This is a genomic window from Novosphingobium sp. ZW T3_23, from assembly GCF_044987305.1.
In the GTDB taxonomy this organism is placed as follows: Bacteria; Pseudomonadota; Alphaproteobacteria; order Sphingomonadales; family Sphingomonadaceae; genus Novosphingobium.
In genome coordinates, this window is record NZ_JBJDRF010000013.1 from 79,373 (window position 1) to 103,214 (window position 23,842).

A 23,842-nucleotide genomic window follows, 5' to 3' on the forward strand; every position below is an offset into this window, starting at 1 on the left:
AACATTCATTCGGTTTTTTCGAGGCTTGGCCGAGCCATCTAGGCCGTAAACTCCAGCATGGAGGCCGGCTGCGGCCTGCCGAACAGGAAGCCTTGTCCTTGCGTGCAGCCTTCCGAACGCAAGTATTCCCGCTCCACCTCGCTCTCGATACCTTCCGCCGCTACGGTCAGGCCAAGGCTGCGGCCGAGGCCGATCACGGCGCGAATGACTGCGCGTGAAGTGGCTTCCTCGTGAAGGTTCAGGATGAACGACTTGTCGATCTTGATCTTGGTGAAGGGATAATTGAGCAGGTAGCTGAGCGAGGAATAGCCGGTGCCGAAGTCGTCCAGCGAGATGCCGATGCCGAAAGACCGCAAGTTGCGGATGATCGCGGCGGGGCGGGGGCCGCGTTCCATCAGCACGGCTTCGGTGATCTCCAGTTCCAGGCGATCGGCGCTCAATCCGGAACTGGACAGGGCGTTTATCACGGCGGCAAGCAGGTTGCCGTTGCGGAACTGGACGGGTGAGACGTTCACCGAAACACGAACCGCTTCCGGCCAGCCCGCGGCCTCGCGGCAGGCAACTTGCAGGACGAATCGGCCGAGCTTGTCGATCAGGCCCAGTTCCTCGGCGATGGGGACGAAAATCTCGGGCGAGACCTGCCCGCGTTCGGGGTGATTCCAGCGCAGCAGGGCCTCGCAGCATTCCACCGCACCGGTTTCGAGATTGAGCAGCGGCTGGTAGTGGACTTCCAGTTCGCCGTCGCGAACCGCCTTGCGCAGATCGTTTTCGAGGCGGCTCTTCGCCTGGGCCGCTTCGTCCATGGCCGGCTCGAAGGCTCGACAGGTGCCGCGCCGCTCGGCCTTGGCGGCATAGAGCGCAAGGTCGGCGTAGCGCATCAGGGTTTCGTGATCGCTGCTGTCGAAGGGGGCGGCGGCCATGCCCACGGTGGCGCCGATGTGCAGCGTATTGCCGTGGACGTGGAACGGCTCCGAAAGGGTGGCGATGATGGCCTTTCCGATCAGCTCGGCCTGTGTGAGGCTGGACTTGCGGAAGATGATCGCGAATTCGTCGCCGCCGATGCGGCAGAGCTGGGCGGCGGGCGGTATCAGCTCGCGCATCCGCCGTGCGGCATCGGTCAGCAGGGCGTCGCCAAGATGATGGCCGTAAGTATCGTTCACGGTCTTGAAGTGATCGAGATCGATGAGGACCAGCGTCACCGTATCCGCCGGGGAGACGTGCTCCAGCATCTCGCGCAGCATTTTGCGGCAGTGCGAGCGATTGGCAAGGCCGGTCAGGTCGTCATGCCGGGCCATGTGTTCCATGCGCCGTTCGATCCGCCGACGTTCGGTGATGTCGAATATGGAGGCGATCGTGACCTGCCTGCCTTCGAGCACGGAGTTCTGCGTGGATACGTGGGCTTCCACCAGGTCGCCGTCGCGCCGCAGCATGCGCCAGTGCGCCGAGCATGCCGGGGCGTCGCCTGCCAGCATCGGTGCCGCCGAAGGCCAGGCGTCCGGACCGAACAGGCGGCGGGCGCTCAATCCTTCCATTTCATGCGCCGAATAGCCGAACAGGCGGCAGGCCGAGGCATTGGCGCTGAGGATCCCGCCGGTTTGCGGATCGTGAATGAGCAGCGCGAGCGGGTTGCGGTCGAACAGCAGCCGGAAGCTCTCTTCCTTTTGCTTGAGATCGGTGATGTCCACGCGCAGGCCGATTGATCCGCCGTCATCGGTCCGGCGTTCCTCGATGAGGATGCAGCGACCGTTGGACAGGCGCTGTTCGTGCCGGGAAGCGGGTTCCTGCATCAGCCGGAGCCGGTCTTCGAGCCATTCCTCCTCGCGCCCCTCGGCTTCGGGATAGTCGCCCCGCTCCAGGCCGACGCGCAGGGTGTCGGCAAGGCGGGCGCCAGGCTCAAGCAGGTCGGCGGATCGGCTGTATATCTCTTCGTACTTGCGGTTCCAGAGGATGTAGCGCCCCTCGTCGTCGAGGAAGACGATGCCCTGCGGAAGCACGTCAATGGCCTCGCGCAGGCGTTTTTCCGCGCGGGAAGCGGCCGCAAGCGCGGCGTCAAGCGTTTCAGGCGACGTTTCGCCTTCCGAGGGTCCGTAGTCTTCCTGCACTATCCATAACCAAGCTGACGGGCCCAACCCTGGTTTCGCTTATAACACAGGATGTTAATTTTTCTTTCAACGGAATGTTGGGAGTTGGAGAAGGGCAGTCTCAGCGCCGGGATCGGGGAAATTAACCAAGAAGAAAGGCCCGCCGCAACAGGGTGCGACGGGCCGGGTCTTCCTCCCCAGGAAAACGCTTGAAAGGTTATCCGGCGCTTTCAGGCCGGTTTGTTCCGGCCGCCGGCCTTATCCTGCCGACGTTCCGAAGTTGTCAGCGCCGGGTGGCGCTTCCGAGACGATGATAAAGGTTCGAGTAGGTCGAACTGATCGGGTCGTCCTCATGCGCGCGCATGTAATAGAGCACGGCTTCCTGAAGCAGCTTGAAGTCCTGGTTCGAAAGCACCGCGCGGGCGCGGGCCGGTTCGGCGGTCATAGTGGTCATAGTACCTTCCTTTCCTTGCTTGGCGGCCCCGGTCCGCTCCGGTGACCTTCGAAGTTCGTTTTCCCGCTGCCTCAGGCAGCGAACTGATTCCCCCGCTGCCTCAGGCAGCGAATTGATTCATCGTGTTGTGCGTGCCGCCGGCCTTCAGGGCGGCCTCGCCGGCGAAGTATTCCTTGTGGTCATCGCCGATGTCGGATCCGGCCATGTTCTGGTGCTTCACGCAGGCGATGCCCTGGCGGATTTCCTGGCGCTGCACGCCCTTGACGTAGCCGAGCATGCCCGCCTCTCCGAAGTATTCCTTCGCCAGATTGTCCGTCGACAAGGCGGCCGTGTGGTAGGTCGGCAGGGTGATGAGGTGGTGGAAGATCCCCGCCTCGCGCGCCGCGTCCCTCTGGAAAGTGCGGATACGCTCGTCGGCTTCCGTGCCGAGTTCGGTGCCGTCGTAGTCCACGCTCATCAGCCTCGCCCGATCATAGGCCGTCACGTCGCGGCCTTCAGAGGCCCAGGCATCGTAGACCTGCTGGCGGAAGTTCAGCGTCCAGTTGAAGCTGGGCGAGTTGTTGTAGACCAGCTTCGCGTTCGGGATCACCTCGCGGATGCGGCTGACCATTCCGCCGATCTGGCCGATGTGCGGCTTCTCGGTTTCGATCCACAACAGGTCCGCGCCGTTCTCCAGCGCATGGATGCAATCGAGCACGCAGCGGTCCTCGCCGGTTCCGCTGCGGAACTGGTAGAGGTTCGAAGGCAACCGCTTCGGGCGCATCAGCTTGCCGTCGCGGGTGATCAGCACTTCGCCGTGGCCGACTTCGCCCGCTGCGATCTCCTCGCAGTCAAGGAAGCCGTTGTAGCGGTCGCCGATGTCGCCCGGCTCGCGGGTGAAGGCGATCTGCTTGGTCAGCCCCGCGCCCAGCGAGTCGGTGCGCGCCACGATCAGGCCCTCGTCGACGCCCAGTTCCATGAAGGCATAGCGAACGGCGCGGATCTTCGCGATGAAGTCCTCGTGCGGGACGGTGACCTTGCCGTCCTGATGGCCGCACTGCTTCTCGTCCGAGACCTGGTTCTCGATCTGGATGCAGCAGGCGCCGGCTTCGATGAACTTCCTGGCGAGCAGATAGGTCGCCTCAGCATTGCCGAAGCCGGCGTCGATATCGGCGACGATCGGCACGACATGCGTCTCGTGGTTATCTATGGCGTGTTCGAGGCGCTTGGCTTCGACCTCGTCACCGGCCTCGCGCGCCTTGTCCAGATCGCGGAACAGCATCCCGAGTTCGCGGGCGTCGGCCTGGCGCAGGAATGTGTAGAGCTCCTCTACCAGGGCGGGGACCGAGGTCTTCTCATGCATCGACTGGTCGGGCAGGGGGCCGAACTCGCTGCGCAGCGCCGCGACCATCCAGCCCGAAAGATAGAGGTAGCGGCCCTTGGTCGTGCCGAAGTGCTTTTTGATGGAGATCATCTTCTGCTGGCCGATGAACCCGTGCCAGCAGCCCAGCGACTGGGTGTAGTTGGCGGGGTCGCGGTCATAGGCGGCCATGTCCTCGCGCATGATGCGAGCGGTATGGCGGGCGATGTCGAGGCCGGTGCGGAAGCGGTTCTGCAAGCGCATGCGCGCGACCGATTCGGCCTGGATGCCGTTCCAGTTGGGCTCGGTGCCGATCGTCTGGCCGGCTTCGATGATCTTGGTCTGGTAGGTCACTGCCGAAAGTCCCCGTCTGAGAATGTGGTTGGGCTATGACGTTCAGCTAACCCCCGACGAGGCGGTGCGGAATGGCCCGCGAAGTCCGGTTGTCAAACTTTACAAATGTTCTTTGTAAAGTTGTGTGGTACTGACAAGCCCTTGCAAAGGCCCGACGGAGGATGACTTGGCAGAGAACCGCCCGCTCTATCTTGGCCCCAGATTGCGCCGGCTCCGGCGGGAGCTGGGTCTTACCCAGCAAGCCATGGCGGAGGATCTGGAGATTTCGCCCAGCTACGTTGCGCTGCTGGAACGCAACCAGCGGCCGGTGACGGCGGACATGCTGGTGCGGCTGGTGCGAACCTACCGGCTCGACATGGCCGATATCGCCGGTGACGATGGCGAGGACTATTCCCGCCGCGTGGGGGACGTGCTGCGCGATCCCCTGTTTGCCGACATCGACTTGCCGTCCCTGGAAATCGCCGATCTGGCAATGAGCTTTCCGGGCATTTCGGAAGCGCTGCTGCGGCTTCACGGTGCCTATACGCGCGAGGCGCAGGCGCTGGCGGAGCAACGCGCTTCCGGCCCGGTCGCCGAAGAGAACGAGCCGGTTCGGGAGGCGCAGCGGTTCCTCGGCCAGTCACGCAACTATTTCCATGCGATCGATCTGCGCGCTGAGGAACTGTCCGCCGAGATCGAGCAGGCGGGCGGCGCCACTGCATGGCTGGCGGCCAAGGGCGTGCGGGTGCGTTTCCTGCCGCCAGACGTCATGGTCGACTCGCTGCGGCGGTTCGACCGGCATAACCAGCAGCTGCTGATCGACGACACGCTGGGGCCGTCGAGCCGGGCCTTCCAGATCGCGACCCACATCGCCCACACCGCGATGCGCAGCGATATCGTAGCGGTGGTACGTGCAGCGGCCTTCGCGCAGACGACGACGGGAACGCTCGTGCGAAGAGCGCTGGCGGGCTATGCGGCGGCGGCGATCCTGATGCCTTATGGCAAATTCGCCCGCGCATCCGAAGCGCGGCGCTACGATATCGAGGCGCTCTGCGGACTGTTCGGCACCAGTTTCGAGCAGGTCGCCCATCGCCTCACTACTCTCCATCGGCCGGGGGAGGAGCGGCTACCGTTCTTCTTCCTGCGCTTGGACGAAGCTGGGAATGTCTCCAAGCGGCTGGACGGCGCCGGCTTTCCTTTCGCTGCACATGGCGGCGGCTGTCCCTTGTGGTCGGTTCATCAGGTGTTCCGTTGGCCCGGCGAAATCCGCACCCAGTGGCTGGAACTGCCTGACGGGCAGCGCTTCTTCTCGATCGCACGCAGCGTGACGTCGGGTGAGGGGCGGCAGGGACGGCTCAAGGTTACGCGGGCGGTTGCGCTCGCCTGCGCAGCCGACGAGGCGGGGAGGCTGGTCTATGCGGACGCGGGAGAGCAGCGGTTCACGCCCATCGGCGTTACTTGCCGCCTGTGCCAGCGTGCCGATTGCGCGGCGCGATCGGTTCCCCCGATCGGCCGGGACGTACTGGCCGACGATTATCGGCGGGGCGCGCAGCCCTATACTTTCGCGGAAAGCTAAAATTCGCTATTACGAATGGTAATTCGCAAATATGACAAATCCGCTCTGGCGATGGCCTATGCCTCGTGCTTGCGATCGCTGCGCTTGGCCAGCAGGATCAGCCAGAAGGCAATAGACCTGCGAGAGGATTACTGCATTGAGCACCGCAACAGGCAGCCGATCGCCGCACGACGCGCGCACTTTCCCTGAGCTGATCCGGCTGGCGACCGCTATCCATGGCGAAGCCGAAGCGATCAGGTCTGACGGCGGCGTTGACGGGGAAAGCGCCAGCTTTGCCGATCTTGACCGGCGCTCGGGAGAATGGGCGCGGGGTATGCTGGCGCGCGGCGTGGGCAAGGGCACGCGCGTGGGCTTCATCTTCGGCAACGGACCGGGGTTCGCGACGGCGCTGGCTGCCATTGCGCGCATCGGTGCGGTGGCGGTGCCGATCAGCACGATGATTCGCGCCAACGAACTCGTGCGCGTGTTGCGGCAGAGCGATGTGCAGGGGCTGATCGTCCAGCGCGAAATGCTGGGCAAGGATTTGGTCGCGCGGCTGGTCGAGGCCTTGCCTGAACTGGCCGCTCAGACTTGCGGCGATCTTCGCATGCCGCGCGCGCCCTACTTGCGTTGGATAGTTTCCGATGGAGACGATCTTCCGCCGGGCGTGGCCCCCGTCTCCTGGCTTGCGGACGGCGGATCGGACGTGACGGACGACCTCCTGCGGGAGGTCGAATCCGAAGTTCATCCCACCGACCAGATGATCGAGATCTACACATCCGGATCCATGGCGCTGCCGAAGGGCGTGCGCCATCTCCACGGCGCGGTCATGGCGCGCAGCCGATGGCTGGGCGAGATGATCGGCGTCACGAAGGGCGAAGAGCGGGCGGCCGTGCTGCCGATGTTCTGGGTCGGCGGCCTGATGCTGTCGCTATTGCCGAACTGGCAGCGCGGGGCCGTCACGGTCTGTGCCGAGCGCACGCTCAGCAACAGCCGCTTCGCCATGGGCTCCGTCCTTGCCGAGGAAGACCTCGAACGCATCAAGGGGCCGCCGCCGTGGTGGGGCCTGGGCATGAGCGAGACGCTGGGGCCATACGGTTGGGGAGACGAATTCCGCGTGGCCGGACGCCCGGTCTGCGCGCCGATGGATCATTTCGCGCCCGGCTACGACATTCGCATCGCGGACGAGGAGGGGCGGCCGGCGGGCGACGGCGAGACCGGCGAAATGCAGGTTCGCGGCGGCGCGGTCGCCCCGGCGCTCCACAAGATCGACCGCGCCGAGCATTACACGCCCGACGGATACTTGCGCACCGGCGACCTTTGCCTGGTCGAGGATCGGGCCGATGGCCGTCGCATCCATTTCGTGGGGCGCGGTGGGGACATGATCAAGGTCTCGGGATCGAACGTTTCCCCTGCCGAGGTGGAGATGGAATTGCAGTCCCTGCCCGATGTCCACAGTGCCTATGTGGTCGGCCTGCCGGACCGGGAACGCGGAGCGCTGCTGGTGGCGGCGCTGGTTCCGCGGGAGGGGGCAACGCTCGACCTCACGGCCATCGAAGCGCGGATGAAGCGCAGCCTTTCCGGCTACAAAGTGCCACGCGCCTGGGTGCAGCTCGATCGCGATGAGGTGCCGCTCCTCCATTCCAACAAGGTCGCCCGCCGAGAGATCGCGCGGATCGTGGCGGAGCGCCTGGAAGCGCAACCTTGCGGCAGCGATTAGGATCTCCAGGTTCCCATTGACGCCAGCACCCCATTGACGAACGCGCGGCCAAGGCCTTAACCCGACAGGCAATTCGAAATAGCGAAAGTGCCCATGTCGCGTTCCTCTCCCGGCGTCGCCCGCATGGCCGCCATTCTCAATTTCATCGCCGACCACCCGCGTCAGTCTTTCGCGCTGACGGATCTGGTGCGGGCATTGAAGCTGAGCCGGGCCACGTGCCATGCTCTGCTGACCGGCCTGGTGGACGTGGGCTATCTCTATCGCACCGGCGACAAGACTTACGTCCTCGGGCCTGCCCTGGCGGCTATCGGGCGCACGGCGGCGGAACATTTCTCTCCGCTCCAGGTGGCGCAGCCGGAGATGCGCAAGCTGGCGGACGATTTCGACGTGGTCTGCGGGGCCTATTTCCTCGAAGGCGACACGATCCACTTGCGGGAGCGAGCCACTTCGGCCCGCCACGTGGGCTACCCGGTTCCCCTCGGCACGCGCATGCCGCTGCGCTGGGTGCAGGCGACATCGTTCTTCGCCCGCAACCCTCGCGAGGCGGATGCCGCCCAGGTCCGCATAAATCCCTCGCCCAGCGCCGAGCAGCTTCAACAACTGCATGGGGGAATGGCATTCGTGCGCGAAAACGGCTTCATCGCGCTGGTACGCCGACCTGAAAGCACTTCCGGCGAGGTGTCTTCGACTTCCGGCCTCGACGATCCTCCGGTAGTGCCGCAAACCGATCTCGCCCCCGGCAACTCGTATCCCCTGCTGGCGATCATGGCGCCGATCTATGATGCGCGGGATCGTGTTTCGATCTCGCTGGTCATGGCGGGGTTCAACGGCGTGGTAAGCGGTGCGGAGGCGCGCGAAGCCGGAGAGGCGCTGGCAGAGGCTTGCGCGAGGATTTCGCGCTTCCTGATCGGCCAACCCACGGAAGCCTGAGCCGGGTTCGCTTTCAAGCCTGGAGCAGGTCTCCGAAAGCGGCATGCGGCGGTGCCTGCGCATCGGCAACTTTATCTCAAACACGGGCAGCGAGGCTTGACCCGCAACCCTTCGCGGACTTATCAAATAAGCGAAAATAAATTCGCTATTTAGAATAACGCGAATGGGAGAGTGTTTATGTCGGACGTGATCGTCGCGCCGGAAACCCGTGACCTGGGAGAGACGGCTGGTGTGCTCGAAGGCTGGTTGGCGAGGCGCCTGCCGGAAGCCGAGGGATTGGAGATCCGCGACCTCTCCTATCCGCGCGGCGCGGGGCAGAGCCATGAAACGATCCTGTTCGAGGCGCTTTGGAGGGAGGGGAACGTCCCTCGGCGAAAGGGCTGCGTCCTTCGCATCAAGCCGCAGGGCTTCACCGTCTATCCCGACGACCTGTTCGAGCAGCAGTATCGCATCATGAAGGTGCTCGCGGAACGCGGCGACGCAAGTCCTGACGATGAAGCCGTCCGCGTGGCTCGTCCGCTCTGGTTCGAGGAAGACGCAAATGTGCTCGGCAGTCCCTTCTTCGTGATGGAACGGAAGGTCGGCCGCGTGCCCGTATCCATTCCGCCTTATGCCCGCGAAGGCTGGCTGAAGGACGCCGCTCCGGCGCAGCGCCGGGTGCTCTGGCGAAATGCGGTGCAGCAACTGGCGGCGATACAGCGCGTGCCGCTGGAGGGGCTGGACTTTCTCGCCGGACCGGCTGGCGAGCACGGGCTGGAACAGGAATGGGTCAAGTTCACCGGGTTCGCGCGCTGGTTGCAGGAGGTCGAACCTTTGCCGGTGCTGAACGCCGCGCTGGAGCGGCTGCGCGCTTCATGGCCGGAAAACCAGCCCGAGGGCCTCGTCTGGGGTGATTCGCGGATTGGCAACATGATGTTCGACGATGCCTTCGACGTCGTTGCCGTCATGGACTGGGAACAGCCTTCGCTGGGCGGCGCGCTGCACGATCTCGCCTGGTTCTGCGTGATCGCGGAAACGATGCACGGCCCGCGCGCCACCTACGGTGCGCCGCTGGAGGGCATGGGCAATCGCGAGGAAACGGTGGCCTTGTGGGAGGAATTGACCGGAAAGTCCTCCGCCGACCTCGAATGGTACGAAGATTTCGCCCATCTCAAGATGACCTGCACCGGCGTCCGCCTCGCGCACTTGCGCGGAACGCCGAGGATGGATGATGCGGCCATGGCACGGCGATTGAAGGTGGCTTGAAGCGATCGTGGTGGCGAGCCCGGCGCATCCGGGCTCGCCATTAGAGGCAACTCAGGTCAGGCCGAGCATCCGGCGGCAATTGTCATGGATGATCGCCCTCACGTCGGCTTCCGGCACGCCCTCGAAGTCGCGCAGGATGACGTCGCGCGATCGCGGGAAGGTCGTCTCCGAATGCGGATAGTCCGACGACCACATGATATTGCGACCGCCGGGTAGGTCACGGCTCAGGATCCCTGCGCGATCCTGGATGAAGGAACCGTAGATGTTGCGGTCCATGTACCAGCTTGGCGGGTTCTTCAGCGGGGACTCGGTCCAGTAGCGTTGTTTTTCCCAGGTGCGGTCGTTGTATTCGGCATACCACGCGAACCAGCCCACACCGCTTTCCATCGAGCCGATGCGTAGCGTGGGAAAGCGGTCGAAGACGCCGTTGTAGATCAGGATTCCCAGCGGTTCGGCCATGGCCAGCTTACTCATCGGCATGTCGGGCAGGAAGAACTGCTTTTCCCCGAAACGCGGCACGCGCGCACCGAGGTGGAAGGTGACGACCAGATCATGGTCGCAGATCGCGGCCCAGAGCCGGTCGAACTCGGGCTGATAATATTGCAGGCTCCCCTTGGGATCGCCCGTGAGCGCCGAGACTTGCCCCGGCTTGAGCGCGGCCACGCCGGAACTGGTGCTCCAGGCGTCCGGGTTCTGGGGAAAGGCCGGCAGGTTGATGGCGCGAAAGCCCTTGCTTGCCAGGCGGCGGACATGTTCGACCGTTTCATCGACATCGCGCATCGGCACGTAACCGACCGGGTAGAGCCGGTCCGGCGCCGCCGAGCAGAAGTCCATCACCCAGTTCTGATAGGCTTCGTAGCTGGCGATATAGAGTTCGTTGTCGAGCGAGCCCAGCGGTCCGCCACCGAACAGCAGCGCCGCGTCCATGCCGTCCGCATCCATGTCGGCCAGGCGGGTCGCCGGTTCCCAGACCTTGCGCTGGTCGGCCAGGCGGCCCTTCATCTTGAAGTTCTTGCCCTCGCGACCGGCCTGGTTGTTGATCATCATGAACGGCCGGCGATTGCCTTCGAAGCAGATGTAATCGCCGTCCTCGGCATGTTCGATGAAGGGCGCTCGCTCGCGCAAATGGGCGGGCAGGTACTCCTTCCACATGTCGTGCGGGGGATCGATATGCGCGTCCGCATCGAAGATCGGTCCATAGGGCCAAGGCGTTGCGATATTGGCCCGAACGGCCGGATCGGCTTCGCTCAACTTCCGACTCCTCTCATATATTCGTTATTGTGAACCAATTATCGATATAACGAACTTTTGAGTCAAGTGTCGCGGCGTCGCTCAGTCCCGTCTCAGCAGCATCGCGCCGTATCCGTAGCCGCCATTGGAGACGATGGCGGTGCTTGCGTCCGCGACCTGCCTGCCCTCACCGCGCCGCCAGAGCTGGATGCAGGCCTCGTGAATATGCCCGTAGCCATGGAGCCGTCCGGCGGAGAGCTGGCCGCCGCCCGTATTCAGGGGCAGCTCTCCATCCAGACCGATGCGGCTGCCGCCTTCGGTGAAGCGGCAGGCTTCGCCCGGGGGGACTAGCCCCAGCGCTTCCATCCAGAGCCAGACGAAGATCGAGAACCCGTCATAAATCTGCGCGCAATCGATCCCGCCGGGAGTCATGTCGGTGCGCGACCAGAGCATATCGCCAGCGCGCCGGGCTGCGGGCAGACTGGTGAAATCGCCTTCGTGCCGGCCGGTCCAAAGCCCTCCGACGGCCATGCCCATCGCTTCGATGTGAAGCGGCGGATTGCGCAAGTCCTTCGCGGCGTCGCGGTGGGACAGGACCAGCGCCGTGGCTCCATCGACATGGGCGTCGCAATCGTAGAGGCGCAATGGCGATGATATCACCCGCGAGGCCAGATAGTCTTCGAGCGTGATCGGCTCGCGATAGATCGCCGCAGGGTTGAGCGCGGCGTTGGCCCGGCTGGTGACGGCTATGGCGCCGAGTTGCTCCGCCGTGGCCTCGTATCGATCGAAGTAGGCCTGCGCGTAGAGCGCGAAAGTATTGACCGGCGAGAGTGCCCCGAACGGCACCGTCCAGGCGTTGTTGCCGTCCACCCGGTCGCGCCCGCCGGACATCAGCGTAGAGGTGCGAGCTTGCCGGCGCGCGCTGGCCTGCGCAACCGTGCGGAACACCACGACATGGCGCGCCATGCCGCAGGCGATCGCGGTCACCGCGTTGAAGATCGGCGCCATGTGGCTGAAGCCTTCGGACGAAGCGAGAATCCAGCGGGGATCGATCCCCAGCACCTCCGCCGCTTCGGAAGGGCTGACCGGGGCAATGCCGCCGCCTTCCGACGACTTGCCGGGATAAGTGGCGATCCCGTCGACATCCGACACTGCCAGACCGGCGTCCGCGATGGCGGTCAGGCAGGCGTCGGCGGTGAGTTGCAGGGCGCTGCGCTGCGACGGGCGGGCTACTTCGGATTGCGCAATGCCGGTTACGCAAACCAGCTTTTCGGGAAACTGGGTCATGACGGGTCCGGTTGGAAAAGCGGCAGCCAAAGGTCGTCGTGCTGCTCGAACGTGACGGATACCGGCAGCCCCACTCGTGCTTCCTCGACCTGCGCCAGGAGGTTCGTGAACACGTAGAGTTGCGGCTGCTCCTCCAGCTCGACCACGGCGAATACGAAAGGCACGGCCATGTCGGGCAGCCATGCCTCGCGATTGACGGTGTAGCTGGCGATCCGGCCGTTGCCGGAGACCGGCTGCGGGGAAACCGCTTCGCTGCCACACCCGGCGCAGCGGGGAAGGGGCGGGTGCTGCCATCGCCGGCAATCCGCGCAGCGCTGGATCCGCAGGATGCCATCGGCGCCGGACGTCCAGAAGAACGCGCTGTCCGGTTCCAGTCGGGGAAGCTTGCGGATCATGCTCAGAACACCACGCCCTGGACCTTGAGATCGATGATCTCATCCTCGCTGTAGCCCAGCGCGGAGAGCACGGCGTCGCTGTCGGCCCCGAGTTCCGGCGAACGGCTGGATGGCAGCGCGGCGCCGTCGAAAAGCATGGGCACCGATACCATCGGTAGCGTGGTGTCGCCGCCTGCCGGAACTTGCTTGAGATAGCCGTTGGCGCGAACCTGAACGTCCTGCGCGATCTCGCCCACGTCCTGTACCACGTCCCATTGCCCGTCCTGACGGGAAAGGATGTCCCGCCACTCTGCCAGCGTCCTGGAGGCGAAGAGTTCGGTCACGGCTTCATGACAGGCGGCCAAGTTCTCGCGCCGTGCCGCGCTGTTCGCGAAGCGGGGGTCGGCCGCGAGGTCCGGCCGCCCCGCCACTTCGCAGAACCGGGCCCAGTAGCGATCCGCCTGCAACATGCAGAGCGCGACGAACCTGCCGTCCGCCGTCCGGTAGTTGGCGACCAGTACGTTGTTGGGAAGCCGTGGATCGGGACGGGGAAATTTCCGGACACCGTCGGCAGTCGCCTGGCAGATCAGCCGCTGCTGCGACCACATGGCCGCGCCTAGCAGCGACACGTCCACCTCGCCGGCCTCGCCAGTCAGTGCGCGGCGGGCGATGGCGGCGCAGATGCCGCCCGCGAGCATGGCGCCAGAAAGGGTATCTCCGAAAGCGGGGCCGGGCGGACCCACCGGATGAAGCGCGCCTTCTTCGGTCAGAGAGGAGGCCAGGCCACCGCGCGCCCAGAAGGTGATCGCGTCATATCCGCCCTTGTCGCTTTCCGGCCCATTGGGGCCGAGAGCGCTGCCGCTGGCGTAGATCAGACGCGGAAAGGCCTCGCGCAGGGTTGCGGCATCGATCCGCATGGTCCGCCGTGCGGGCGGCAGAAGATTGGTGAGGAAGACGTCGGCGTCCTCCAGCAATCGGTCAAGCACGGCGCGGCCGGCCGGTTGCTTCAGGTCGAGCGTCACCGAGCGCTTACCGCGATTGTAGCTTTCCCAGGAGTAGTCGATGGCGCTCTGTCCCAGCCCGCCAATCTGCAAGCCGCGCAGCGGATCGCCGCTGGGCGGCTCGATCTTGATCACTTCCGCGCCGAGGTCCGCCAACATGCCGCCGCAAGCGGGCACGAACGCCCACATCGCCACTTCCACGACCTTTATGCCTTCCAGTGGCTTGCCCATCTGTGCATCTCTCCCGTCGGCGGCATCAATTTTACGGCCCGCCATAAATTCTCTATTGCGAATTATGTAACGAAATAGAGAATTGGACAAGCCGGACTCGCCCGGCATGGGAGAATGCGACATGTCGGAAGTTCTCACGCGCGAAGTTCCGCGCCTTGCCGCCACGGAAGTACCAAAGACGCTTATCGAGGCGCAGGATCCGGCGTGGCTGACGATCGTGCTGGCCCGCCGAGTGAAGGGCGTCGAAACCGTGGAGGTGATTCGCACGGTGGCCACGAAGGTTCGCTTCGCCGTGGAATTTGAGGATGGCGAACGCGGCGCCTATTGTCTGAAGGGCTTGCTCGACGTGGACGAGGCGACCGCGCGGGGAGGGCCGACCTGCGTTCTGGAATCGGACTTCTACGGCAGAATCGCGCCCTTGGTGGATTGCACCGTGCCCGAATGTATCGCCACGGTGATCGACCGGGAGCGCCAGCAGGCGGTAACGGTGATGCGCGACCTGATCGGTCAGGGTGCAGTGTTCTGTTCCGCATTGGAAAGCTTCACGCCGGACGATGCCGTGCTCAGCCTTGGCCAGATCGCGCGACTTCATGCGCGCAGCGATGTGCTGGCGCAGTTCGACTGGATTCGCCCACGCCTCTCCCAACTGGCGGAAATGACGTACATCACGCCGGAAACCCTGCAGGAACTGCTCGACGGCCCGCGCGGCGATGGTCTTCCAAGCCAGGTTCGAGATGCGACGCGGCTGGTGGCGGCCTTGAAGTCCCTGGCTGCGCGCGACGCGCGGCGCCCGCAGTTTCTGGTCCATGGCGATGCGCACGCCGGAAATGTGTTCCGCCGGAACGGCGGGATGGGCCTGATCGACTGGCAACTGCTTCAGCGCGGCGGCTGGGCATTGGACGTGGCCTATCACATCAACGCGGTACTGCCGCCCGAGGTGGCTGAAGCCGAAGAGCGGCGCCTGCTAGGGGAATATCTGAAGATGATGCGCGGCCATGGCCTGGCCATGCCGGATGAGGAAGAGGCGTGGCTGCAATATCGCGAGGCAGCGATCTACGGCTATTATCTATGGTCGATCACGCGCCGCGTCGATCCGCCCATCATCGTCGAGTTCGTGGACCGTCTCGGCAAGGCAGTGGCCCGGCACGGGAGCCATGGTCTGCTCCAGGCCTGACCGCTGCCCGAGGCGGGTTTATGTCAGAGGCTCGCCGATCGTTTCCGCCAGCAGCGCGCGTGTCGCAGACCAGGCGATGCGATGCGCCATGCGGTCATAGGCAATGCCGGGCGCCAGGCCGTCGTGATCGGGGTCCATGAAGGCGTGCCTGGCCTTGGCGAAGAGGGTGAACTGGTAATCGGCTCCGGCGGCGTCGAATTCCGCCTGGATTGCTTGGGCATCCTCGACGGGGGCGTAGGGATCGTCGCCGCCTGTCCAGATCGCCACGCGGGCTCGAACCGAGCCCGGATGGGCCGGAGCATGGGTGGTCAGCAGCCCGTGAAAGCTTGTCACCGCGCGCAGATCGACCCCGCAGCGCGCCAGTTCCAGAACGCATCTGCCGCCGAAGCAATAGCCGATGGCAGCGATGCGATCGGGATCGACGCCGTCCAGTCGGCGTACGCGCTCGAACCAGGCCATCGCGCGCGCCCGTAGTCTGGCAGGCTCTGCCATGAGCGCGGCAAACCCTTGCCCCGCCGTCTGATGCGAGGACAAATCGACATCCTCATCATACATGTTGGCATGAACGACGGTGTAGCCGGCCTCGGCCAGTTCCCGCATCGCCGCGTCGAAGCTTTCCGAAGCGCCGGTAGCGCCGGGAAACATCATCACGGTTCCGCCCATTCCTTCATGTTGGGAATGAGCGATCCGGCCATGAAGGCGGGCGCCGTCATGTTCGCAGGTCACGGGTTCGAATGGCATCCCTGTCTCTCTCCCAAGATGTCGCGTCGCATTAGTGAATTGGCGTTCGCAAATCGGAATGTAGCGCGGGGCCGGTCCATGTCAAAATCCGATGGACTTGCCGGTCGGGCGGCGATCGTGGCATCCTGTCGCTATGAGCGGAGCCGATCTGAAGCCTCGTCGGCAGACGCGCGTGGCTGTGATCTTGCTGGTCGTCCTTTTGCATCTGGCGCTCTTCGCGGTGTTGATACGTGCCTTCGCGCCGGAATTGGCGGCAACCACCATCGGATCGCTGACGCGAACTTTTGATATCCCCCTGAAGCCACCGCTCCCGGATCCACCGCTGCCGTCACCCATGCCGCGTTCGGCTTCCCCGCAGGAGAAGGGTGCGGCGGGAAGCCCCGGCAAGCGCGCGGAGCCACGCCCCATTGCGGCGCCGCAGCCGGCGGTACGGATTGCCACCACCGAGGCACCTATCATCGCGGGCAGCGGTCCGGATAATGCATCGGGCGCGCAGGATGACGGGGCAGGCAGGGGCGCGGGGGGCACCGGCGAAGGGCGCGGCGCGGGAGGAAATGGCTCGGGATCGGGGGGAGGCGGGGGAATTGCCGCCAAACCGGTGAAAATCGCGGGAGACATCAATTCGGCCCGAGACTATCCCTCTGAAAGCCGGGAACTGCGCTTGGGATCACAAGTCGTCGTGGCCCTTCGGGTCGGCACCGATGGCCAAGTGAAGGGATGTCGCGTGCTACAGCCAAGTCCGGATGCGGAGGCCGATCGGATCACCTGTCGACTCGCCACGGAGCGTTTTCGCTTCAAACCGGCACGAGATGCCAAAGGGAACGCGGTCGAGGCCGAATATGGATGGCGGCAGCGATGGTTTCTGAAGACCCGATCCTGAGGGATTGAATTTGAGGATCTTTCGATGCGGCGCAACGTTGGTTCAGTTGGTCCCGTTCCGCCAAGACGCGTCGCCGGGTTGGCGCTAACGTTGCTATGGATCGAGAGATCGCCCGTCGACGACCATGTGAAAACGAATTGGGCAGGCCGCAGGACTGCGGCGCAGGAGTGAAAGATGAAGTCTGACTGGATCGATCCTGTTGCATTGGTCGAAGGCGCGGCTAATAGCGCGCCGCAAAGCTCCCTTTCCCTTCATAATGCGAGTTCCATGCCCGAAATCGTTCCCGTCATCCTCTGCGGCGGCAGCGGCACCCGCCTCTGGCCGCGCAGCCGCGCCGCCATGCCCAAGCCCTTTCTCCCGCTCGTCGGAGATTCGACGCTGTTCGAGGCGACCGTGGCGCGTTGCCCCGCCGCCAGCGGGTTCTCGGCACCCGTAGTGGTGACCGGCACCAAGCATCTGGCCCATGTTGAAGCGCAGCTTCGCGGCGTCGAGGGTGCTTCGGTGATCGTCGAGCCCGCAGCCCGGAACACGGCCGCGGCCATCGCGCTTGCCGCCTGCCGCCTGCCGGACGATGCCATCATGCTGGTGTGCCCCAGTGACCATCACATCGGGCGGCCCGACGTCTTCTCCACGGCCGCCTGCGCGGCTGCGGAACTTGCGAAGGAAGGGTGGCTCGTGTCCTTCGGGATCGAAGCGACGGCACCCGAGACCGGTTTTGGATACCTCAAGCGCGGTGAACCGATCGACGGACACGAAAAGGCGTTTCGCACCGCGCAATTCGTCGAAAAGCCCGACCTCGAACGCGCCAGGTCCTTCCTTGCCGATGGCAATTACGCCTGGAATGGAGGCATCTTCGCTTTCCGGGTGGGGGACTTCATGGCCGAACTGGCCGCGCACCGCCCCCAGATCGCCGCCAAAGTGCGCGAAGCGGTCGAAAAAGGCAGCGAGGAAGGCCATCGCTTCCACCCGGACGCTGCCACTTTCGCGGAAGTGGAAAGCGATTCGGTGGACTATGCGGTCATGGAAAACACCCGCCGGGCGGCTCTTGTGCCGGCCGACATGGAGTGGTCCGACATCGGCAACTGGCAGGCCCTGCACGATGCGCTGGCGCGAGACGATCAGGGCAACTCGGTGCGCGGGACGGGCTCGGTCGAGATGGTCGATTGTCGGAATGTGCTGGTAGACAGCGACGGCCCGCGCGTGTCTGTGATCGGACTGGAGAACGTCATCGTCGTGATAGACGGAAACGATGTGCTGGTCACGACCGTTGACGGTGTGCAAAAGGTCGGAAAGCTTTCGGGCGCCGTCAACCAGTAAGGAATTTCACATGAACGCCGCACTGCCGATCCGCCAGGTCGAAAAGCCCTGGGGCAAGGATGTGCTGCCTGCGCCTTTCACGGCGCCGGACGGGGAGCGTATCGGCGAGATCTGGTTCGAACCACCGGCCGCTTTGCCCGATCTGCTGGTGAAGTACATCTTCACCAGCGAGAAGCTTTCGGTGCAGGTCCACCCCAGCGACGCGCAGACACGGGCAAAGGGACTTGGCCGGCAGGGCAAGGAAGAGTGCTGGCTGATCGTGGCGGCTGAGCCCGGAGCGACGCTCGGCATCGGCTTCGATGCGCCGATCGACGAGGAAGCGATGCGCGCAGCGGCTCGCGACGGTTCGATCGAAGGGCTGATGACCTGGCATGAAGTCCAGCCCGGCGATTTCTTCTACATCCCGGCGAATACCGTTCATGCCATCGGCGTAGGCGTCAGCCTGATCGAGGTTCAGCAGAACAGCGACATCACCTATCGCCTCTACGACTATGGCCGCCCGCGCGAGCTTCACCTCGACGAAGGCATGGCCGTGGCGAAGGGCGAGGTTTACGACCTGGCACGTTGGCACAAGCGCGTGCCGGAGCATGATAGCGCCGTACTGGTGGATGGCCCGCTGTTCCTGCTCGATCAGGTCGCGGGCATGCCTTCGCCTGCGGTTGCGGCTCGATATCCCGAGGCGCTGCTGGTGATACCGCGCGAAGGCAACGTAACTGTCGGACAGGATACGATTTCGCCGGGTGGCTGCGGCTTGGCAAAGTCCCTGGATGACGTCAAATTTGCGGAAAACGGCGTTTGTCTGCTGGCGAGAGCCTGTGCAGGCTGACGCATGTTTGCAATAGACGATGTCATGATCGTCCAGACCATCCAGTTGGCGCTGACGCCGGTGTTCGTGCTGGTGGCCATCGGCAACATCCTCAACATCCTGTCCAGTCGGCTCGGACGTGTCGTGGATCGCGCGCGCGAGTTGCAGTCGCGTCATAACGAGACGCAAGGCGCCGAACACGACATGGTGGTTCTGGAGATCCGCCTGGTCGACAAGCGCATCAACATCATCACCAAGGCCATCCGGTTCATGGTGCTGTCGGCGCTGTGCATCGGCACGACTGTGGCCGTGCTGTTCCTTCAGGGCCTGGCCGGGCTCGACCTGCACGGCGTTGCGGCGGTCATCTTCCTTGCCTCGATCGTTCTGCTTCTGGTGGCTCTGGTCCTGTTCCTGCGGGAGACGCAAGTGGCTAAGGATGCGTTGAGCATTCCTCGCGACTATCTGGAACTGCACCGCACCATCTGACCGGCAGACTTGGAATTATCTGGGGGTTATCGTCCCGGCGGTTGGCGTTTGCGCCTTTCCCTCTAGTCTCGCGGCAACGAGGGAGAGGCGCCATGGACAAGGCGATTGGGTCGGGACAGGCCGAGGAATGGAAATCGGGCTGGACGCTGGTTCTGGCGGCGTCGGTCGGGTTTTCCTTTTTTTCCGTGCTTCTGGCCGCAACCGGCCTGTTCATGGAACCGCTATCGCGAGAGTTCGGCTGGAATCGCTCGCTGCTCTCGGCCGGACCGGCCATCGCCACGCTCATCACGGCGGTGCTGTCCCCCTTCTACGGCGCCTTGATCGACCGGGCAGGATCGCGGCGGCTCGCTCTCCCAGGGATCGTTGCGGTGATGGCAGCGACATGCGCCTTCGCCACCGCGAATGGCTCGCCCGTGCAATGGATTGTGCTCTGGGTTGTGCTCGGCGTGCTCCTGACCACCATCAAATCGACCATCTGGACGCTGGCCGTGGCCAGCATGTTCACGAAGGGCAGGGGCCTGGCGCTGGGCTTCACGGTTTCGGGAACGGCCCTCGCGCAGGCCATCGTGCCGCCCCTGGGCAATTTTCTGATCGAGGACGTGGGCTGGCGCGGGGCTTTCGTGTGGTTCGGTCTGGGCTGGGGCGGTCTATCGCTGTTGCTCTGCTTCCTGTTCCTCTACGATGCCCACGACCGCAACGTCCGTAGCGGTAGGGCTCCCGAAAGCCGTTCCGGGGCGCATCTGCCGGGGCTGACGCGGCAGGAAGCGCTGCGAAGCCGGCCGCTGTGGCAAGTGGCCGTCTCCACGTTCGTGGTGATGTTCCTGACGATCGGGCTTTCCATCCATCTCTTTCCGATCCTCACCGAATCGGGCGTAAGCCGTAGCAATGCGGCCTGGCTGACCTCGCTGACCGGGGTCGCGGGGATCATTGGCAAGCTGGCGACGGGGGCTCTGCTGGATCGCTTCAGACCCAATTGGATCGGCGGATTGACGATGGGAGTCACCGCCGTGACCTTCTTCCTGCTGACCGTGGCGATGAGTTCCACCCCGGCGATCGTTATCGCGCTTCTGGTCAATGGCTATGCGGCGGGCACCAAGATGCAGATCTGCGCCTATCTGACCGCCGGATATGCCGGAATGCGCCATTTCGGAGCGATCTATGGGATGATGTCGGCCCTGGTGGCGCTGGCTTCGGGGCTGGGGCCGCTGGCGGCAGGAGCTATCTACGATCGGCTCGGCGGCTATGAGCCCTTCCTCTGGGCCGGAACCGTAGGCTGTCTGATCGGCGGGACGCTGCTGGTGTTCCTGCCTCCATACCCGCGCTGGGATGCAGAGGAAGCGCAGGAGAAAGAACAGGCGGCCTGAACGCCTGGTTGAGGCGGGAACACGAGAACGCCCAGTCGGTTCCTAGACATACGATGACCAGTACCGATCCCAGTCCTGTCGATCCCCCATTCGGTATCGCGACGCGTCATGACGATGTGGGCAGATTCGCGGTCTGGCGGACGCCTTTGGCGGTTCTGGTGATCGTCGGTGTGATCCTTGCGGCATTCACCGGCTGGCTGGGCGGAGGGGCGGACGAAAAGACCCGGTTCGATACGCCCCTGGCAACGATCGAACTGACGCACGCCGGCATTCTTCGCAGCGGCAACTGGTTCGAGACGCAAGTACGGATAACGCCCAGGCAGGCCCTGTCCGATCTTGTGGTGGGGATCGACGACCCCCTCTGGCGCGGGATGAGCATCGACACGATCGTGCCCGACGCAGAGAGTGCGACCGCGCTGGACGGTGTCTACGCCTATCACTTCGGCAAAGTGGAGGCCGGGCAGCCGTTCGTTCTGAAGTTCGACGGCCAGATCCAGCCCCGCTCGTTCAGACGCCTGGAGGGCAGCCTCCATGTCGCCGACGGCCAGGCGGAAATCGCCACGATCCCGCTCCATCTGACGGTCCTTCCCTGATGGAGATCGTGATCCGCGCCTCGGTCATGTTCGCGGTCATGTACCTGCTGCTGCGGCTGATGGGGAAGCGCGAGCTGGGGCAGATGGCCCCGTTCGAACTGGTATCGCTGATCGTGATGGGCGATCTCATCCAGCAGGGCGTCACCCATCAGGACTTCTCGCTGACCGGAGCGACGCTGGCCATCGTCACATTCGCGGGTTGGAGTCTGGTGCTCGGCCTGGTCGGCCATCATTCGACGCGCGCGCGCCGCATTCTGGAAAGCGCGCCGGTGGTGCTGGTGCGGGGCGGCAGCGTGATAAAGCGAAACATGGATATCGAGCGGATCGATCGCGACGAACTCGCAGCCGAAATGCGACTCGCGGGAATATCCCGGCTCGATCAGGTGGCCTGGGCTATCCTCGAACCGGAAGGCAAGATCTCCTTCATCCGTGCGGACGGACAGGATGTCGATTCTCGCCGGAATGAGGACGACCTGGCGGATTGACGCGAAAAGGGCCGGAAAAGCGCTTTCGCTTTCCCGGCCCCGATACGTTTCAGGAGGCTTGCAATCAGGCCGCGATCTTGAACGGCTCGATTTCGCCGGAAAGGTAAAGCTTCTTGGCCTTGGCGCGGCTGAGCTTGCCCGAGCTGGTGCGGGGCAGGCTCTTGGGCGGTACCAGTTCGACCACGCAGTTCATGCCGGTGATCGAGCGCACCTTGTCGCGGATCAGGTCGCGCAGTTCGATGCGCTTCACCGGATCAGAGACGCGGCAGTGCACGAGCACGGCGGGAGCTTCCTCGCCATTGTCCGTTTCCACCGAGAACGCGGCGATGTCGCCATGGTTGAAGCCCGGCAGCTGTTCCACGGCCCATTCGATGTCCTGGGGCCAATGGTTCTTGCCGTTGATGATGATCATGTCCTTGGCGCGGCCGACGATGAACAGGTAGCCATCGGCCATGTAGCCCATGTCCCCGGTGTCCAGCCATCCGTCGACGAGGCAGGCCTCGGTCGCCTCGGGGTCGCGGAAGTAGGAGTGCATGACGCTGATTCCGCGGCACCAGACCTTGCCGATCTTGTGATCGCCGAGGCTGTCGCCGTTCTCGCCACGGATCACCACTTCCATGTCGCGCACGGGCTTGCCGCAGTTGACGATGGCACGATAGCGGGCCGGGCGGCTGAGATCGCGCGGAGTGCCGGAAAGGCGCTCTTCCTCGACCAGTTCGACGCGGATGCCTTCACCCGGCGGCATGATGGTGACGGCGAGCGTCGCTTCGGCAAGGCCGTAGCTGGGCAGGAAGGCCGTGGCCTTGAAACCCGCGTCGGCAAAGGCGTTGACGAAGCTTTGCATCACGTCCGGACGGATCATGTCGGCACCGTTGCCGGCAAGGCGCCAGCGCGACAGGTCGAAGCGGTCGGAAACCGGGCTCTGGCTGGAGATGCGGCGGGCGCAGATGTCGTAGCCGAACGTCGGCGAGTACGAGATCGAGGTGCCCTGGTTGCGCGTGATCAGGTCCAGCCACGCCAGCGGACGACGGGCGAAGTCCTCGGTCTTGAGGTAGTCGCCGGAAACCTGGTTGGCGATCAGCGAGAGGAAGCAGCCGACCAGGCCCATGTCGTGGTACCAGGGCAGCCACGAGATGCAGCGGTCGCCGTCGGCCAGTTCCATGCCGTGGCTGTGCGCGGCCAGGTTCGACATCAGCGAACGGTGCGTCACGGCGACGCCATGCGGGAAGCGCGTGGAACCGCTGGAATACTGCAGGTAGCAGATATCGTCCGGACTGGCCTTGGGCAGCGCGACTTCGGGCGCATCTTTCGCGGCGAAATCGGCCCAGGTGGCGTGATCGCAGCCCTGGCGCGTCGCGGCCTGCGCGGTCATCTCGGCGATCTCGTCCGGGCCGACCAACAGCATCGGGTCCGAGCTGGAAAGCTGGACGGCAAGCTGCTCGATATAATTGTCCTTGCCGCCAAAGCTGGTGGGCAGCGGCAGCGGCACGGGCCAGGCGCCTGCGTAGACGACGCCGCAGAACAGGGCCCCGAAATCGGCTCCCGTCTCGGCGATCAGGGCCACGCGGTCGTTGGGCTTCACGCCGCGGGCGATCAGCGCGTGGGCGACCTTGATCGAATCCGTACGCAGCTGGCTGAACGGATAGACCTGCTTCAGCGTGCCGCGCGGATCGTGGAAATTGAAGCCGCGCTGGCCCTGCGCCGCATAGTCCAGCGCATCGCCAAAGGTGTCGAAATCGGCAAAGCGGCGGGCAAGCGCGTCCTCGTTCGGCGTGGCGACAAGTGCTTCGCTCGCTTGCGGCACCACGTTGATGGTGTCGTTCATTTCGTTCTAACCCGTTGTTGTTTTAACATGTATTCCTGCAGAAACCCCGCGCTGCGTCCGGCTTTGACCGTACCGAAGGCAGCAAATCCGCACGACGAGGTTTCGTACGCTCTCCCCAATCCGAGCCGACTGTGGCACGAATAGGGCAAGATGTCCGTCAAGCGTCGCAATCCGCAACCCCTTACCGAACAGCGCCTTGAGGAATTGGCGCTCGCCTATGTCGCGCGTTTCGCGACGACGCAAGGGAAGCTGCGCGATTATCTGCAGCGCAAGCTGCGCGAGCGGGGGTGGGTCGGGGCGGAAGACGGCGAGGCGGACGGGCGGGACGCTCCCGACCTCGATCGTCTGATCGGCCGCTATGTCGAGCTGGGCTATGTGGACGATGCAGGATG

Annotated in this window: 21 protein-coding genes and 1 pseudogene; 13 read left to right on the forward strand and 9 right to left on the reverse strand. The window is 64.3% G+C overall.

What is annotated here, in order from left to right; all coding sequences use genetic code 11:
• Positions 1–38: 38 nt before the first annotated feature.
• From ACI3K3_RS09775 to ACI3K3_RS09785, 3 genes are all read right to left on the reverse strand, one after another.
• Positions 39–2,102, reverse strand: a complete 2,064-nt coding sequence (locus ACI3K3_RS09775; protein WP_404913394.1) for a putative bifunctional diguanylate cyclase/phosphodiesterase — start codon at positions 2,100–2,102, stop codon at positions 39–41.
• 262 nt (positions 2,103–2,364) lie between these two features.
• Complete coding sequence (locus ACI3K3_RS09780) at positions 2,365–2,535, reverse strand: hypothetical protein (RefSeq protein WP_313441671.1); 171 nt, start codon at positions 2,533–2,535, stop codon at positions 2,365–2,367.
• A 100-nt stretch (positions 2,536–2,635) separates the two neighbouring features.
• Positions 2,636–4,228, reverse strand: coding sequence for an isocitrate lyase (locus ACI3K3_RS09785; RefSeq protein WP_404913395.1), 1,593 nt, complete (start codon positions 4,226–4,228; stop codon positions 2,636–2,638).
• A 166-nt stretch (positions 4,229–4,394) separates the two neighbouring features.
• Between ACI3K3_RS09785 and ACI3K3_RS09790 the strand changes: the two genes are divergently transcribed.
• From ACI3K3_RS09790 to ACI3K3_RS09805, 4 genes are all read left to right on the forward strand, one after another.
• On the forward strand, positions 4,395–5,783 hold the full coding sequence (locus tag ACI3K3_RS09790) for a short-chain fatty acyl-CoA regulator family protein (protein ID WP_404913396.1): 1,389 nt from the start codon (positions 4,395–4,397) through the stop codon (positions 5,781–5,783).
• A 136-nt stretch (positions 5,784–5,919) separates the two neighbouring features.
• Complete coding sequence (locus ACI3K3_RS09795; protein ID WP_404913397.1) at positions 5,920–7,482, forward strand: class I adenylate-forming enzyme family protein; 1,563 nt, start codon at positions 5,920–5,922, stop codon at positions 7,480–7,482.
• Between the two features lie 93 nt (positions 7,483–7,575).
• Positions 7,576–8,412, forward strand: coding sequence for an IclR family transcriptional regulator (locus ACI3K3_RS09800; RefSeq protein ID WP_404913398.1), 837 nt, complete (start codon positions 7,576–7,578; stop codon positions 8,410–8,412).
• 177 nt (positions 8,413–8,589) lie between these two features.
• Positions 8,590–9,657, forward strand: a complete 1,068-nt coding sequence (locus ACI3K3_RS09805) for a phosphotransferase family protein (RefSeq protein WP_404913399.1) — start codon at positions 8,590–8,592, stop codon at positions 9,655–9,657.
• Between the two features lie 51 nt (positions 9,658–9,708).
• On the opposite strand, the gene ACI3K3_RS09810 is transcribed toward ACI3K3_RS09805, so the two are convergent.
• The 4 genes from ACI3K3_RS09810 to ACI3K3_RS09825 form a co-directional block, all read right to left on the reverse strand.
• Positions 9,709–10,908 carry an amidohydrolase family protein gene (locus ACI3K3_RS09810; RefSeq protein ID WP_404913400.1) on the reverse strand — a complete coding sequence of 400 codons (1,200 nt, stop codon included), beginning with the start codon at positions 10,906–10,908 and terminating at the stop codon, positions 9,709–9,711.
• A gap of 81 nt (positions 10,909–10,989) precedes the next feature.
• Positions 10,990–12,174: a thiolase family protein gene (locus tag ACI3K3_RS09815; protein WP_404913401.1), complete on the reverse strand. Its 1,185-nt coding sequence runs from the start codon at positions 12,172–12,174 to the stop codon at positions 10,990–10,992.
• Positions 12,171–12,569: a Zn-ribbon domain-containing OB-fold protein gene (locus ACI3K3_RS09820; protein WP_404913402.1), complete on the reverse strand. Its 399-nt coding sequence runs from the start codon at positions 12,567–12,569 to the stop codon at positions 12,171–12,173. Before ACI3K3_RS09820 ends, ACI3K3_RS09815 begins: the two co-directional genes overlap by 4 nt.
• 2 nt (positions 12,570–12,571) lie before the next feature.
• Entirely contained in the window at positions 12,572–13,780 is a 1,209-nt protein-coding gene (locus tag ACI3K3_RS09825) for a CaiB/BaiF CoA transferase family protein (RefSeq protein ID WP_404913403.1), read from the reverse strand.
• A 121-nt stretch (positions 13,781–13,901) separates the two neighbouring features.
• Between ACI3K3_RS09825 and ACI3K3_RS09830 the strand changes: the two genes are divergently transcribed.
• Positions 13,902–14,954: a phosphotransferase gene (locus ACI3K3_RS09830; RefSeq protein WP_404913404.1), complete on the forward strand. Its 1,053-nt coding sequence runs from the start codon at positions 13,902–13,904 to the stop codon at positions 14,952–14,954.
• Positions 14,955–14,972: 18 nt separating this feature from the next.
• On the opposite strand, the gene ACI3K3_RS09835 is transcribed toward ACI3K3_RS09830, so the two are convergent.
• A complete protein-coding gene (locus ACI3K3_RS09835; protein WP_404913405.1) occupies positions 14,973–15,695 on the reverse strand; it encodes a dienelactone hydrolase family protein in 723 nt (240 codons plus the stop codon).
• A 133-nt stretch (positions 15,696–15,828) separates the two neighbouring features.
• Here ACI3K3_RS09835 and ACI3K3_RS09840 point away from each other — a divergent pair, with 133 nt between their 5' ends.
• The 7 genes from ACI3K3_RS09840 to ACI3K3_RS09870 all read left to right on the forward strand — a co-directional run bounded on the left by ACI3K3_RS09840 (position 15,829) and on the right by ACI3K3_RS09870 (position 21,625).
• On the forward strand, positions 15,829–16,575 hold the full coding sequence (locus ACI3K3_RS09840) for a TonB family protein (RefSeq protein ID WP_404913406.1): 747 nt from the start codon (positions 15,829–15,831) through the stop codon (positions 16,573–16,575).
• Between the two features lie 267 nt (positions 16,576–16,842).
• A complete protein-coding gene (locus tag ACI3K3_RS09845) occupies positions 16,843–17,892 on the forward strand; it encodes a mannose-1-phosphate guanylyltransferase (protein WP_404913407.1) in 1,050 nt (349 codons plus the stop codon).
• Between the two features lie 10 nt (positions 17,893–17,902).
• Positions 17,903–18,718 (forward strand): class I mannose-6-phosphate isomerase, encoded by an 816-nt coding sequence (locus ACI3K3_RS09850; RefSeq protein ID WP_404913408.1) that lies wholly within the window; start codon positions 17,903–17,905, stop codon positions 18,716–18,718.
• 24 nt (positions 18,719–18,742) lie between these two features.
• A complete protein-coding gene (locus ACI3K3_RS09855; RefSeq protein ID WP_404913409.1) occupies positions 18,743–19,183 on the forward strand; it encodes a DUF2721 domain-containing protein in 441 nt (146 codons plus the stop codon).
• Positions 19,184–19,275: 92 nt separating this feature from the next.
• Positions 19,276–20,547: an MFS transporter gene (locus tag ACI3K3_RS09860; protein WP_404913410.1), complete on the forward strand. Its 1,272-nt coding sequence runs from the start codon at positions 19,276–19,278 to the stop codon at positions 20,545–20,547.
• Between the two features lie 53 nt (positions 20,548–20,600).
• Positions 20,601–21,140, forward strand: coding sequence for a hypothetical protein (locus tag ACI3K3_RS09865; protein ID WP_404913411.1), 540 nt, complete (start codon positions 20,601–20,603; stop codon positions 21,138–21,140).
• Complete coding sequence (locus tag ACI3K3_RS09870; protein WP_404913412.1) at positions 21,140–21,625, forward strand: DUF421 domain-containing protein; 486 nt, start codon at positions 21,140–21,142, stop codon at positions 21,623–21,625. The genes ACI3K3_RS09865 and ACI3K3_RS09870 overlap by 1 nt, the downstream gene beginning before the upstream one ends.
• A gap of 64 nt (positions 21,626–21,689) precedes the next feature.
• Here ACI3K3_RS09870 and ACI3K3_RS09875 read toward each other — a convergent pair whose 3' ends face one another.
• Complete coding sequence (locus ACI3K3_RS09875) at positions 21,690–23,450, reverse strand: fatty acyl-AMP ligase (protein ID WP_404913413.1); 1,761 nt, start codon at positions 23,448–23,450, stop codon at positions 21,690–21,692.
• Positions 23,451–23,600: 150 nt separating this feature from the next.
• Between ACI3K3_RS09875 and ACI3K3_RS09880 the strand changes: the two are divergent.
• Positions 23,601–23,842 (forward strand): annotated as a pseudogene (locus ACI3K3_RS09880) (hypothetical protein); the annotation flags it as partial.